General features: G+C 68.1%; 10 protein-coding genes. 4 read left to right on the plus strand and 6 right to left on the minus strand.

The window, feature by feature from the left end; translation table 11 throughout:
• The first annotated feature begins 273 nt into the window (after positions 1–273).
• Positions 274–2,766 (plus strand): DNA repair protein, encoded by a 2,493-nt coding sequence (locus ACPOLB_RS26975; RefSeq protein ID WP_425259159.1) that lies wholly within the window; start codon positions 274–276, stop codon positions 2,764–2,766.
• A 284-nt stretch (positions 2,767–3,050) separates the two neighbouring features.
• Positions 3,051–3,452: a DUF7674 family protein gene (locus ACPOLB_RS26980; RefSeq protein ID WP_425259160.1), complete on the plus strand. Its 402-nt coding sequence runs from the start codon at positions 3,051–3,053 to the stop codon at positions 3,450–3,452.
• Between the two features lie 191 nt (positions 3,453–3,643).
• On the opposite strand, the gene ACPOLB_RS26985 is transcribed toward ACPOLB_RS26980, so the two are convergent.
• From ACPOLB_RS26985 to ACPOLB_RS27000, 4 genes are all read right to left on the minus strand, one after another.
• Complete coding sequence (locus ACPOLB_RS26985; protein WP_425259161.1) at positions 3,644–4,966, minus strand: serine hydrolase domain-containing protein; 1,323 nt, start codon at positions 4,964–4,966, stop codon at positions 3,644–3,646.
• 97 nt (positions 4,967–5,063) lie between these two features.
• Positions 5,064–5,633 carry a redoxin domain-containing protein gene (locus ACPOLB_RS26990; protein ID WP_425261984.1) on the minus strand — a complete coding sequence of 190 codons (570 nt, stop codon included), beginning with the start codon at positions 5,631–5,633 and terminating at the stop codon, positions 5,064–5,066.
• Between the two features lie 32 nt (positions 5,634–5,665).
• Positions 5,666–6,388: a cytochrome c biogenesis CcdA family protein gene (locus tag ACPOLB_RS26995; RefSeq protein WP_425259162.1), complete on the minus strand. Its 723-nt coding sequence runs from the start codon at positions 6,386–6,388 to the stop codon at positions 5,666–5,668.
• Between the two features lie 2 nt (positions 6,389–6,390).
• The gene (locus ACPOLB_RS27000; protein WP_425259163.1) at positions 6,391–6,897 is read right to left on the minus strand and encodes a DUF2147 domain-containing protein; all 507 of its coding nucleotides are present in this window, start codon (positions 6,895–6,897) and stop codon (positions 6,391–6,393) included.
• Between the two features lie 185 nt (positions 6,898–7,082).
• Between ACPOLB_RS27000 and ACPOLB_RS27005 the strand changes: the two genes are divergently transcribed.
• Complete coding sequence (locus tag ACPOLB_RS27005) at positions 7,083–7,835, plus strand: response regulator (protein WP_425259164.1); 753 nt, start codon at positions 7,083–7,085, stop codon at positions 7,833–7,835.
• Positions 7,832–9,148 carry an ATP-binding protein gene (locus ACPOLB_RS27010; protein WP_425259165.1) on the plus strand — a complete coding sequence of 439 codons (1,317 nt, stop codon included), beginning with the start codon at positions 7,832–7,834 and terminating at the stop codon, positions 9,146–9,148. The genes ACPOLB_RS27005 and ACPOLB_RS27010 overlap by 4 nt, the downstream gene beginning before the upstream one ends.
• 197 nt (positions 9,149–9,345) lie before the next feature.
• Here the strand turns inward: ACPOLB_RS27010 and ACPOLB_RS27015 are convergent, their stop codons facing one another.
• Together ACPOLB_RS27015 and ACPOLB_RS27020 are read right to left on the minus strand one after the other, a co-directional pair.
• The gene (locus tag ACPOLB_RS27015) at positions 9,346–10,152 is read right to left on the minus strand and encodes a trypsin-like serine protease (RefSeq protein WP_425259166.1); all 807 of its coding nucleotides are present in this window, start codon (positions 10,150–10,152) and stop codon (positions 9,346–9,348) included.
• A gap of 42 nt (positions 10,153–10,194) precedes the next feature.
• The gene (locus ACPOLB_RS27020; RefSeq protein ID WP_425259167.1) at positions 10,195–12,915 is read right to left on the minus strand and encodes a protein kinase domain-containing protein; all 2,721 of its coding nucleotides are present in this window, start codon (positions 12,913–12,915) and stop codon (positions 10,195–10,197) included.
• Positions 12,916–13,106: the final 191 nt, after the last annotated feature.

Genomic DNA, 13,106 nt, shown 5'->3' on the forward strand with positions numbered 1-13,106 from the left:
CGCCGGTGATCTTGTCAGCAAGATGGTGAAAGACCGTTTTGGCGATCGGGTGGACTCAACCGGATGTCGCTCGATGGCGGCTGTACTTTGACAGCGGTCGGCGGCATTGCGAGTTCCTTATCGCGCGTCGGACCGGAAGTAGCCGTCCGTGTGGGTCGGTTCGCCCGAGTCGAATGCGCGGGCCAGCGCCAGCAGTCACTCGGCACATAGACCTTGATGCCCGGAATCTGAGGGGCAATCTGTTCGGACTTCCATTCCAGAACAGGACGCATCATGCAGCCTCTCTCACTCAGGCTCCGGGGCTTCCGGGGCATCCGCGACGGCCTCGGGCTGGACGAGCTGACGCTCGATCTGGAGCGGCTGGCCGATGGTGCTGCGCTGGTCGCCATCGCAGGCGCCAACGGCCGCGGCAAGTCCACGGTGATGGACAACCTGCACCCCTATCTGACCATGCCGTCGCGGGCGGCGCAGGCCGGACCGGGCGGTTTCTCGTACTACGACCAGGTCTGTCTGCCCGAGAACGAGAAGGACCTGCACTGGACGCACGCCGGGCGCTGCTACCGCTCGCAGGTGGTCATCCGCATGAACGGCCATACCGCGAGCCGCCGCAGGACCGAGGCCTATCTCCTGCTGCTGGATGACGCCGGCACGTGGTCGCCCGCCGCGCTGCCCGACGGCACCGTCTCCGATGGCAAGGTCGAGACCTACGCGCGATGCGTCGCGGCCATCTGCGGGCCGGCGGACACCTTCTTCACGTCGGTCTTCTCAGCCCAGGGAAAGCGGCAGCTCAGCACCTACCGCAACGGCGAGATCAAGGCCCTGCTGGCCGATCTGCTGGGGCAGGAGGACATCCGCGCGCTCGGTCAGAAGGCGGGCGAGACGGCGCGGCAGTTGAAGGCGGCGCTGGCGGCGTTGCGCGCCGAGGGAGCCGCGTTCGATGCCGAGCGATGGCGGTTGGAGGATGACGCCCGTCGATGGCACGGCGCTGACGAGAGGGTCAAGGCGGCGCAAGCCAGCCGGCAGGCAGCCCAAGAAAAATTGGATGCTGCACGAACGCACGAGGCGTCCTTGAAGGCCCTGCACGTGCAGGCGAAGGCTGTCGAGAGCCGGAGAGCGGAGTTGGTGGAGGAACTGGCGGGCGCCCGTGTCGCGAGTAATCGCACCCTGCAGGACCTCCGCACGCAGGATCGGGAGGCAGCGGATCAGCTCGCACGTCTCGATGGCCGTGTGGCGCAGCGTGTCGCGCAGGCCAGGGCGCTGCGCGAACGACTGGAGGCCCGCATCCGGTCCCTGCAGCGGGCGCTGGCGGACGAGGCCGTGGTGGCTCGAGCCGGCCGCCGTTTGCCGCTGGCGACAGAGGTGGTACGTCGCCGCGAGGACCGCGTGCTGGCGCTTCGGGCTGCAGTCCAGGACCTTGCGCGTCGTCGCGATGCCTTCGCAGGGCTCGGGCAGCGGCTGGCATCGCTCGAGCGCGAGGCGGGGCAGGCCGCGCTCCAGGCGGAGGACCTGAGTCGCCGCCTGGCAATGAGCGACCGGGTGCCCTGCAGCGGCATGCCCATGCAGCGGCAATGCTCCCTGCTGTCGGACGCGCGGGAAGCGGCCGCGCTGGCGCCGAGCGCCCAGCAGCGCATTCGTCACCTCGCTGCGGAGCGGGACAGTCTTCGGCGTGAACTGCAAGCCCAGCAAGTGGCGGTGAGCCTCAACGTCGGCGCACCGCAGAGGCTGTGCCGTGCCGAGCGCCAGTCGAGGCGCGCCCTGGCCCGTCAGACGGCCGATGCCGTCATGGCTGCGCGCGAGCCGGAGATGCGCCAGGCGCGCGCGGGTCTTGTGGAGGCGGAGGACGAACTCGCCGCTCTTCTGCGCGCCCCAGACCCGTCGGCCCGTGCGGACATCGCGATCGACACCGACTCCGAAGCGGCCGAGCGCCAGCAGATCGTCGCCAGCCGGATGCGCGTTGCCGAGCGTGTCTCGCTGCTGGAAGCTCAGACACAGGCGGCCATCCAGCGACTCCAGACCGCGATCGACGCACTGCCGTCGCCGCTGGACGCCGCGCGGCTCGCACAGGCCCGTGCCGAGATGGGGCGCAGGCAAGGCGCCCTGGACGAGGCAGAGCGCTCGCATCTGGCCGCCGTCCGCGACGCGCAGGCGCTTGCCGCCCTGTCGGCCCGGATGGAGGAGCATGGCCGGCGGCGCGACGCAGCCGCTGCCCGCACGGGACGGGTGGAGCAGGAACTCGCCAACTGGCTGCTGTTCGCCCGCTGCATGGGCAACGATGGCCTGATCGCGCTGGCCATCGACGATGCGGGCCCGACCTTGTCTGGCCTGGTGAACGATCTGCTGCTGGCCTGCTATGGCCCGCGCTTCACGGTGGCCATCGAGACCTTGCAGGAGACGGCCAAGGGCGAGCAGCGCGAGGGCTTCGACATCCGGGTCTACGACGCAGCGTCGGGAGAGGACAAGAGTGCCTCGGCGATGAGCGGCGGCGAACGGGTCTGGATCAACGAGTGCCTGGTGCGGGCCGTGGCGCTGTACCTGGCGCAGAACACCGGGCGCCGCTACGACACCCTGTTCTCCGACGAGACCGACGGACCGCTGGACCCGGAGCGCAAGCGCATGTTCATGGCAATGAAGCGGCGAGTGCTTGAACTGGGTGGGTACGCGCGCGAGTACTTTGTGTCGCAGACGCCAGAGCTGACGGAGATGGCTGATGCGGTGATCGACTTGGAGGCGATGGCGTTAGCGGCTGTGAGCGCACAGTGTCCCTAGATGGCCGGCACCGGATCCAGGGGCTTGCTACAGGGTCAGGAAGATCGAGTCCGGCGAACGACGGACGCTCGGAGCGCGCGACCAGTTGCGGTGGGATCACGCCAATGTCCCGCGTGGCCGCCACGGGTTACTGGTCCGGGATCACTCGATCTTGTCGTGTGGACGCACACGGTCTCCGGAACCGCGCCATCGAGGTCGGATGCAGCGAATGACCGCCTCTGGAAGCGAACCGTCGCTGTCCCGACGACTGCAGGTGTTGCGTTTGATCTGAGAATACGCCTTCCATGTCCGCCAATTCTGAGCACGCAGCCACCGTTCGCATCGTCGAGGCGCTTCGCGCAGCCTTTCCGGAACAGGCATCACGGATCGATGAGGCCCTGGACCGAGAGGGGTACGAAGATGCGCCCCACACCTGGATCGAGCGCTTTTCGCTGTCAACAACTGCCGCGATCAAACGCGGGGATTCATCAACCGCAGTTGCACATCTGAGCCTTGTGTCCAGATTGCTCGCGACCGGCGATGAGTCGACGTCGCGCTGCATCGACGTGGCGTACGTCGAATCGCTGATGTGGGACATCAAGGACGAAAAAATCCAGCGGGAAGGCTGGAAGCTCGTGCCTCAGAATCTGAGGAGGCTCTATGTCGGGATGTGGGGCGAAAAGCCCTTCATGAAGGCCAGGAAGTGAGGTCCAACGCTTGGTTGCGGCTGCGCGCCGGCATGGGTCGTGGACAGCGAAGTCTTGGTCCACATCGCCTGACTCACTGGTCCATTCCCATCCGGGTCTTCTCGGTGCAGGTCCTTCGTTCGGAACTGCTGCGCGCCCCAGGGACAGAGAAGGAGTTCGGCCCAGGCAGCGAAAGGCGACGCGAGCAAGACTCAGCGCAAGGCCTTGGCCAGTGCGGCAAAGGCCCGCCGGTCCAACGCGTGCGTGAACGCGGTGTTGGGGACGGGGTGTGTGGAAAGCTTGACGACCACCAGTTCAGCCGCCGGATTGATGTGGATGTGTTGGCCCATCAGGCCCTTGGCTTCGAAGCTGCCGTCGTCGTCGTGAGCCAGCCACCACTGGTTGTGATACGAGTAGCCTGCACGCATGGCGGTGCCAGGAGCCTTGCTGAACTTGGCGGGATCGGCGCCCTTGCGCAGTTCGGCAACGGAGGCGGGCGAAACAATCTGCTGTCCGTTGAAGCGGCCACCGGATCGCAGCATCTCGCCCAGCCGGCCCAGATCGCGTAGCGTGGCGTTGACGCCTACGCTCGTGGTCTGGCTGCCGTTGGCATCGGCAAAGATGTAGGCATCCTCCTGTGCGCCCAGCTTGGCCCAGATGCGTTCCGACAACAGTGCGGCGTAGCTCTTGCCGGCCACGCGCTGCAACAGCCATCCCAGCACTTCGGTGTCCACCGATTTGTACGCGAACGCGACACCGTGCTCGCCCGCCTTCTGCAAGGTGGGCAGGTACTCCGCCATGTTCTTGGCGGCTGTCGAGCCTGCGGGCGCAGGCTGCAGACCAGCAGCGGCCAGGTACTGAAAGACGCCCGATCCGGGGTCAGCGAAGTTCTCGGCGTAGTTCACGCCAGTGGTCATGTCCAGCGTCTGCTGCACGGTGGCATCGGCCCAGGCGCTGCCGGCCAGTTCGGGGAGATAGCGGATGACTGGTGCGCTCGCATCGATCGCGCCTTCCTGGATGAATTCGGTCACCAGCAGACCCACCAGCGACTTGCTCAAGGACCACAGCACATGCGGTTGCTGTGGCTGCATCCCAGTGTGATAACGCTCGTACACCACGCGGCCCCGGTGCAGCACCAGAAGGCCATCGGTGTAGGTGGACTTCTGCCAGTCGGCGAGGTTGGTGGACACACCGTTGTCGTCCGCGAACGCCAAGGTGTCGGACAAGGCACGCGGCGCGGCAGGCAGGGTACTGGGGGCCGACGCTCCGCGCCAGATGGTGGCGGTGGGTCCCAACGCGCGCAGGTGCTGCGCAGCCCAGCGCACGTTGGGGTACTTGAGGATGTTGGCCAGCCGCACGATCTTGTCGGGCGGCGGTGGGAAGCCTTGCATGAGCTGCAAGGTCACGGGGTTGGTGGCATCCAGTGGCGGCAGCTGAGGCGCCTGGGCTCGGAGGTCCGGGGCTGCGCTCAGCAGCGTGCAGGCCAGGGCGACGACAGGGAGCGACCGCGTCAGGTGGCGATGAAAGTGTTGCATGGGTGGAGGTGCTCGGTGAGGAGTGTTGCGTGACATGGAGGTCTGATCGCTGACGCGCCAGCCTGCAGCCTTCAGGCCGCGGGCGTGATCCGCGTGCTCAGCGGCGTGCTGCAAGCAGCGTGCGGATCACGCTCTCGGTGCGCTCGTATGCGCCCTCGCCAAAGTGCTTGTAGCGAATGCGGCCTTGCACATCGATCAAATAGGTCGCGGGCCAGTACTGATTGCTGTAGGCCTTCCAGGTGCTGTAGCGGTTGTCCTGCGCGACGGCGTGCTTCACGCCGTGTCGGCGCATGGCCGCTTCGACATTGCTGGCCGAGCGCTCGAACGGGAACTCCGGCGTGTGCACGCCCACCACCGTGAGGCCCAGGGGCGTGTACTGCTGGACCCAGCGATTCACGTGGGGCAGGGTGCGGATGCAGTTGATGCAGGCATAGGTCCAGAAGTCCACCAGCACGACTCGGCCGCGAAGCTGGGCCAGGGTCAGTGGTTCGGAATTGAGCCAGCGCTCGATCCCGGTGAACTCGGGCGCGGTGCCGAAGTCGGGCAGCGTTGAGTGCGTGCTGGCGTGCGCAGCGGTCCGAGCCCACCCAGCCGCAAGCACGGTGGCGGCGAGCGAGCCCAACCATGCGCGGCGCGCAGCGAGGGGAGGTGAAGAGGGGTGAGACATCAAGGTGAGAGCTCCTTGCAGTGGGTGATGGCCTACAGGGCGTTCCGGCTCGAGGGCATGAACTGCGTGAGCCAGGCGGTGATCTGCCCGTCCACTTCCCACAGCATCGCGAGCGCGACGGCGATCACCACCACGCCAAACACCTGCTGGATCCGGTGCGCGTGGCGGGCAATGCGGCGCACACGGGTGGCGGCGGCTTGGCCGCCGTACGCGATGACGAGCATGGGCAACGCCGCACCGGTGGAGTACGCCAGCAGCAGCACTGCGGTGCCCAAGCCCGGCGGCTCGGTGGCGATGAGGGTGAGGATGGAGGCGAGCACAGGCCCTGCGCAGGGTGTCCAGACAGCGCCGAGGCTCATGCCCAGCAGCAACCCGCTCCCATTGCCACCCCCGCTGCCCATGCCCAAGCCGGCGACGCGGTTGATCAAGCCGCCGGCGCTTTGGCTGAGCCACTGGAACGGGCGGGGCCACACCATGAGAACGCCGAACAACAGCAGGATCACGGCAGCAGACCGACGCAGGTCCTCCTGCGACACACCCAGCACGTGCGTGAAAGTGCTGAACAGCAGCGCGACCACTGCAAAGGAGAGCGCAAAGCCCAGGGCGATGAACAGCGGACGGGTGCGTTGCACAGCGGCACCACCGCCCACCGACGCTCCAAGCACCACCGGAAGCATCGGCAGCACACAGGGCGCGCCGACGGTGAGCATGCCTGCCGCCACGGCGAGCCAGGGTGAGGTGACGGTGCTGACCATCGTCACTGTGCGCCCCCTTGCTCGGCGGTCGGTCGGCGCCACACCTGCGTCTTGCCGAACAGCGGGATGCCCACGTAGGCGTGCACCAGCAGCTGCTCGGGCTCGGCCGGCGTGAGACGGGCGCGGTAGGTCTTGCCGTTCTCGCGGTTGTAGATCTCGCCCTGGTACTCGCCGTGGTCGGCGTCCGCCGCACGCAGGCCCGACAGCAGCGTCATGCCGAGGGCGGGCCTTGGATCGGCTGCCGCCATGTTGGTGCCCTGCGCGCTCATGGAGCGGTTGGCCAGCACCCGCACGACCCTGCCGCACAAGGTGGGGTCCCCGCCCGGATTGCACGGGGCGATGTTCACCTCCAGGTTGCCGCTTTCGGTGACCCACCGGCCCAGGGGTGCCTTGGGCTGGGAGGCGGGCTGCGTGGCAGCGGTGGCCTGCACCTTGTCGGCATCTTGCGCGCTGGCAGCGCCCGCCAGGGCCCAGCTCAGCAGGGCGAGCACGACGATGGATGGATTCATGGGGAGGTCTTCGTGAAGTTCAGGAAGGCCCCATTGAAGCCGGCGCAGTTGTCGGCGATTTGTCGCGGAAGGGGCTCTTGGTATGTGAACTTGTCGGGGCGCCGGACGCACAAGTCCAGATACACACTGGCCTTCGGTTGCCCCTCCACGAACCCTCCACAGCCCGGACAATGGAGGCCTTGACGATGCCAGCGCCCGACCACATCCTGATCGTCGACGACGACCCCGGCATCCGCGAGCTGGCCGCCGAATATCTGCGGCGCCAGGGCCTGCAGGTGAGCGTCGCGGCCGAGGGCCGGCAGATGCGCGACGTGCTGGCCACCCAGCGCATCGACCTGCTGGTCCTGGACCTGATGCTGCCCGGCACCGACGGCATCACGTTGTGCCGCGAGCTGCGAAGTCCGGGCGCGCCGCCGCTGCCGATCATCATGCTCACCGCACGCGGTGAGGAGGCGGACCGCATCCTGGGCCTGGAGCTGGGTGCGGACGACTACCTGACAAAGCCCTTTGCGGCGCGCGAGCTGCTGGCACGCATCCATGCCGTGCTGCGGCGCACGCGCATGCTGCCGCCCAACCTGGCCGTCTCAGAGCCCGTCCGCCACCTGGCGTTTGGCGATTGGCAGCTGGACACGACCGCGCGCCACCTGCTGGACACCTCAGGCGCGATCGTGGCGCTATCGGGCGCTGAGTACCGCCTGCTGCGCGTGCTGACCGCCCACCCGCAGCGCGTCCTCACGCGTGACCAACTGCTGCAGCTCACGCAGGGGCGCGATGCCGATGTGTTCGACCGCTCCATCGACCTGTTGGTGAGCCGAGTGCGACAACGGCTGGGCGATGGCGTGCGCGGTTCTCGGTACATCAAGACGGTGCGCAACGAGGGCTATGTGTTCTGCGCTGACGTGCAGGCCGCATCAGCGCCCCGAGAGGCCGCGCCATGAAGCCGTGGCCGCGATCGCTGTTCGGCCGCATGCTGCTGGTGCTCGCCCTGGGACTGGTGCTGGCACACGCACTGACCTTCGCGCTCACGCTCACGGAACGTGGGATGACGATGCGGCGGGCCATGGTGTCGTACTTCGCGAGCGATGTGGCCAGCGCCGTGGCCATGCTGGAGCGCGTGCCCGCCACGGAGCGTCCGCTGTGGGTCGGTCGCTTGGAGCGCCGCAACTACCGCTTCTCGCTCACCGAGCCGGTGCAAGGACCTGATGATCCCTCGCCGCTTGCGCGCCTCGTCGCCCGAGCGGTGGAGGCCGCATTGCCTGCCGACCGCGCCGTGCAGGTGATCAACCCCCACGTGCCGGGGACCGAGCTGCGGCTGCAGCTGCGCCTGGCCGATGACACGCCCCTGGCCGTGGACCTTGACGAGCCGCGGCTTGAAGTGTCCCCATGGGCACTGGGCATGCTGGCCCTCCAGTTGGCGCTGCTGGTGGGCTTGTGCGCCTGGGCTGTGCGGGCGGCCACGCAGCCCTTGCGCACGCTGGCCGATGCGGCCGATGCGTTGGGCACCGACTGCCCTGCTGTGCAAGTGGCAGAAGACGGGCCGCGCGAAGTCGTGCGTGCCGCCGCGGCGTTCAACCGGATGCAGCAGCGCATCCAGTCGCACCTGCAGGAGCGCATGCAGATCCTCGCCGCTGTCTCGCATGACCTGCAGACACCCATCACCCGTCTTCGGCTGCGCGCTGACCTGCTGGACGACCGCGTGCTGCAGGGCAAGCTGCATGCGGATCTGGCCGAGATGCAGTCGCTGGTGGAGCAGGGCCTTGCCTACGCACGCTCACCGCAGGCTGTGCACGAGCCCCTGCAACGCGTTGAGCTGCGCGCCCTGGTGGAAAGCATGGCGCGTGACTACGCCGATACAGGCTTGCCGGTGCGGGTCCTGCAGGCGATCGACGGAACCTGCGACACCCGCCCCCGGGCATTGCGCCGGCTGCTGTGCAACCTGGTGGACAACGCGCTCAAGTTTGCGGGTGCCGCCGAGTTGACGGTGGAAGCTGGTGGGTCGGGCGGGTGGCGTGTGCGCGTGCTGGACCGGGGTCCGGGCATTCCCTCGGGTGACCTGGCCACCGTGCTGCAGCCTTACGTGCGCCTGGAGGACTCGCGCAATCGCGGCACCGGTGGCACCGGCCTGGGCCTGGCGATTGCGAACGAGCTGGCCCAGGCGCTGGGGGGGCATCTGGTGCTGGGGCCGCGCGCAGGCGGCGGGCAGGGGCTGGAGGCGCGCGTGGAACTGCCGGGCACGTCGCAGCGGCGGTGACCGTTCGCTGCACCATCCACGGCTGACGCCATGGACACGCCTGCCCATTTGCCGCAGGACCACCCCGAGTCGGCCGGTTCGCAAGGGCACGCACTTCAGGCACTGCACCTGCGGCGCAACTTTCGAGCTGACCGACCGGTGGGCTGAGCCTCCAGCGCCGTACTTCGAGGCCGGTGGTCCGTATCCAGTTGGCGCAGCTAGTGCGCGCCCTCCATCACGCGATCGATCCAGTCCCTGTAGTGGCTCAACCGCACATTGCAGCTCACCTGGCCGTAGCGGCCGGGCCGGCGAACCGTGCTCTGGGCATCGACCCATGAAGTCAGCCCAGCCAGGCGCCAGCCGCTGTCGGTGTTGATCAGCACCGGCCCGCCGCTGTCGCCGCTACCGGAGCTGCCTTCCAGTGGCAGGGCCTGCGCAGGGACGTCGAAGGCGTAGCAGAACCAGCCACCGTGCGTGCTGCTCACCCGGTTGTAGGCTCGGCGCAGTTCGGTGCGGCGCGGACTGTGGAATGCATAGCCTTCCGCCCCGGTGCCCGTGGCACCCTTGCCCACCACCTGCAGAAGCCGCCCGAATTCGTCGCCCTGTGCGTGCAGCGTCATGGGTGTGACGTCGGACACGGGTTCGGCCAGCCGGATCAAGGCGATGTCTGCCGACGCCGACAGCGCGGCGCGGAACAGCGTCCAGTCCCAGGTCTGCAGTGACTGGTCGAGCAGCGCCTGCGGTGGCTTGGCGTAGCCAGGATGGACGACCACGCGTTCCACCGTGCGGCCAAGGCCGTTGATGACGACCTGCTTGACCGGCATTTGCCAGGTGACCGCATGCGCAGCCGTCACAACCCATCGATCGGAAACCAGCACCCCATGTCCCTCGTCCGGCAGGTCGACCAGCGCAGGGAACTCCGTCGCGCTGACACGGTACTCCGCGTCTTCGACGTCGTCGCGGATGACGATGGCACCGGTGCCTGTGGACAACAGCAGGCCGGTCAGAAGGAGTAGGGAACGCATGAAGAAGATTCTTCCCTGAAGTAGGCAAGCGACGCTGCCTGATCAAGGCAGCCGTGCCCGAGCGCGCTGGGCCAGCACGTACACGCGTGAAGGCTGGGCCAGATCTTCCTCGCCCTTGAGCTTGACCAGAGCGTCGTCGAGCAGCGGCCGGGCCGCAGCGGCCTGTCCGCGCTGCTGCAGGGCGATGCCGCGCAGTGCGTCGACCCCGGCCTGCCAGACGCCGCTGGCGCGGTAGGTTTCCAGCACGGCAGGCTTGATGGTGTCAATCAGCTTCAGCGCCTGCGCCGGCCGCTGAGCCTCCAGCTCCATCCAGGCACGCACGAAGGCCGCGTCCTGCACCTGCGGCGCGCCAGGCCCCAGCAGACGCACCATCTGCTCATGCCCTTCGCGCGCCTTGTCCACGGCCAAGGCACCCTGGCCGGCTTCGCCCAGCGTGCGGGCCCAGTTCAGCAACGTCACGTAGGTGGTGGCGTGATCGGGCCCAAATTTCGCGCGTGCGCGCTCGTGGAGCGCTTGCGCGTAGGTGTTGGCGCGGGGCCAATCGCCGCGCCGGAACGCCACGCCCTGCAACTCGCCCAACAGGCGCAGGTGGCGTGAATGGCCCTCCCCCAACCGGGCCACGATGACCGGCTGTGCCTGCAGCAGCAGCTGTTCGATAGCCGCGTGGTCTTCGCCGTGCCCGCGCACCATGGCCAGGCGGATCAGGGCGATCATCAGTTCGTTGTCGCCCGGCCGGGCCTGCACTTCGAGCAGCAGTTGCTGGCCTTCCTGCAAGGCCAGGCGCCGTTCGGCGGCAAGGCCCAGGGCCGAGATGCGCTCCAGGCGCAGGGCGTCGCGGCGCGCCGCATGGTCCGGGTTGAACTCGTCGAGCGTGTCAATGGCATTGCGCAGCTCGGCGCTGGCGTGGACAAAGTCGCCGCGGCGCAGCAGCACGGCGCTGCGCGCGACCGCGACCTGATGCCTTGCCTCTGCGCTGCCTGCTGCGTTCGGCTTGTCACTCGCATCGACCAGCCGTTCCAGTGCCTCCAGCGTCTGCTGCGCCTCATCCAGCCGGCTCTGGCGTGCCAGTGCGTTCACCAGCACGGCACGCGCCTGCAGTGCTGCGGGGCTGGCCGCGCCGCCCAGGCGTTCGTTCAGTTCAAGGGCCAGGCGGGCCTGTGCCTGTGCCTCGTCGAACAGGTCGACGGCGCCGAACATCGCCGCCAGGCTGGCGTGGATCTCCGCCGCGGCTTGCGGCTGCGCGCGAAAGCGCTCGCCGACGCGGTCGCGCGCCGACAAGAGAACCTCGCGCAAGGTGGCGTCAGACCCCTTGGCCGAGACCAGGGGGTTGGACCGGCCAATCAAGTCTTCGTTGAGGAAGCGTGCCAGGGCGCCGGCCTTGTGCAGTTCCCGCTGCGCCTCGTTGCGCGCGACCACGGCCTCGTGCTGCAGGATCAGGGCCACCACCACGCCGACCGCCAGTGCGGCCACCAGCGCCAGCACGTAGGGGCGCCGGGCTCGGGCGCGCGCCAGGGTCTGCCGGTCGCGGCGCACGGCCTGCTGGTATTGGCGGGCCTGCTCGATCTCGGATCTGCGTTGGTTCAGGCGGCGAAGGCGGCTGGCCAGGTCGGCCGCGCTGCCCAGCCGCCGCTCAGGGTTGACGTCGGTGGCCAGGCGCAAGTCTTCGCGCAGCAGTTCGTCGGCGACATCCGCCTCCCAGCCCGAAGCCATGGGCTGCCCGAAGCGGCTGAGCAGCATCTGGTAGAGCATGACGCCCAGGGCGTAAACGTCGCTTCGTACGGTCGGCGCCATGCCGTCGAACAGTTCCGGCGCGGTGTACAGCGGCGTGCCGCTGCTGGGATCGTTGCCGTGTTGCTCGACGGTCAGCCCGAGCCGGGTGATGCCCATCTGGCTCAGGCGGTCGGGATCCAGCAGATGGCCGCTGCCGAAGTCCGTCAGGCGCACCCGGGGCTGCGCGGCGCCGCCTTCCACCAGAACGTTGGCGGGCTTCAGGTCCTTGTGAAGGATCCCCACCGCATGAGCGGCGGCTACCGCGTCAGCGATCTGCAGGAACAGAGCCAGCCTCGCCGGCGTGTCCAGCGCCGGCAGGTGCTGCGCGGCCCACTCTGACAAGGTCGGCCCCGCGTAGCGGCATTCGATGAAGTACGGCGCCGACTCGAAGTTCCAGTCCAGCAGTTCCACCACATGGCGCGGGTTCGGCACGCCGTCATGCATCACGCGCAGCAGCGTCACTTCGCGTTTGAGTGCTCGCAGCCTGCCGGCGTCCAGCGCAAACTTGAACACCCGCGCCTCATGGGTCTTCTGGTGTTCGGCCAGCCAGACCTCGCTGCCGCCTGCATGGCCCAGCTGTCTCTGAAGCACGAAGTGCGGTCGTGACGGCAACGGCTGGCCGGGGGCCAGTTGCATCTGGCTGACAGGCTGGCGCCCGACCGCAACGCGGGACACCAGGCCGTCCAGCCGGTAACCGGCACGGGCTTGGGTGGCAATGTGGACGGCGTTGGCCTGACCCAGTGCGCGCCGCAACTTGTTGATGGCGTTGGGCACGACCTTGTCCACCGTCACCCGGCCCGCCCAGACCTCCCGCAGCAACTCTTCCTTGGTGACCACCTCGCCGGCGTGCCGCAGCAAGTAGGCCAGCACGTCCAGTGCCCGCCGCTCGACGTCCACCGCCAGCCCGGCCACGCGCAGCTCGCAGCGCGCTTCATCAAATTCAGCAGTCCCGAAACGATAACAAAACGCCGGTTTCTCCATCCGCACGGTCATGGCTGTTGGTCTGTTGGCGAGACTACCTGCCGACTGGGTCAAGTCCAGGGGTGGCGGCCCGGCGTTACCGAAACGTTATCGATCCGTGGTGCTGCCGTGGCCGGCTGTCCACAAGGGCCAGCCTAGCATCGTCGCGAACGGCTTCGGCGCAGACACCGCTCTGGTTTGGAGTCAGGTCTAACCCTTGGAGA

This window comes from Rubrivivax soli (genome assembly GCF_049810355.1).
GTDB lineage: Bacteria > Pseudomonadota > Gammaproteobacteria > Burkholderiales > Burkholderiaceae_C > Rubrivivax.

Bases quoted from the DNA above. Each gene is read 5' to 3' on its own strand.
- ACPOLB_RS26975 (WP_425259159.1), top strand. From the start codon at position 274: ATGCAGCCTCTCTCACTCAGGCTCCGGGGCTTCCGGGGCATCCGCGAC.
- ACPOLB_RS26980 (WP_425259160.1), top strand. From the start codon at position 3,051: ATGTCCGCCAATTCTGAGCACGCAGCCACCGTTCGCATCGTCGAGGCG.
- ACPOLB_RS26985 (WP_425259161.1), bottom strand. From the start codon at position 4,966: ATGCAACACTTTCATCGCCACCTGACGCGGTCGCTCCCTGTCGTCGCC.
- ACPOLB_RS26990 (WP_425261984.1), bottom strand. From the start codon at position 5,633: ATGTCTCACCCCTCTTCACCTCCCCTCGCTGCGCGCCGCGCATGGTTG.
- ACPOLB_RS26995 (WP_425259162.1), bottom strand. From the start codon at position 6,388: ATGGTCAGCACCGTCACCTCACCCTGGCTCGCCGTGGCGGCAGGCATG.
- ACPOLB_RS27000 (WP_425259163.1), bottom strand. From the start codon at position 6,897: ATGAATCCATCCATCGTCGTGCTCGCCCTGCTGAGCTGGGCCCTGGCG.
- ACPOLB_RS27005 (WP_425259164.1), top strand. From the start codon at position 7,083: ATGCCAGCGCCCGACCACATCCTGATCGTCGACGACGACCCCGGCATC.
- ACPOLB_RS27010 (WP_425259165.1), top strand. From the start codon at position 7,832: ATGAAGCCGTGGCCGCGATCGCTGTTCGGCCGCATGCTGCTGGTGCTC.
- ACPOLB_RS27015 (WP_425259166.1), bottom strand. From the start codon at position 10,152: ATGCGTTCCCTACTCCTTCTGACCGGCCTGCTGTTGTCCACAGGCACC.
- ACPOLB_RS27020 (WP_425259167.1), bottom strand. From the start codon at position 12,915: ATGACCGTGCGGATGGAGAAACCGGCGTTTTGTTATCGTTTCGGGACT.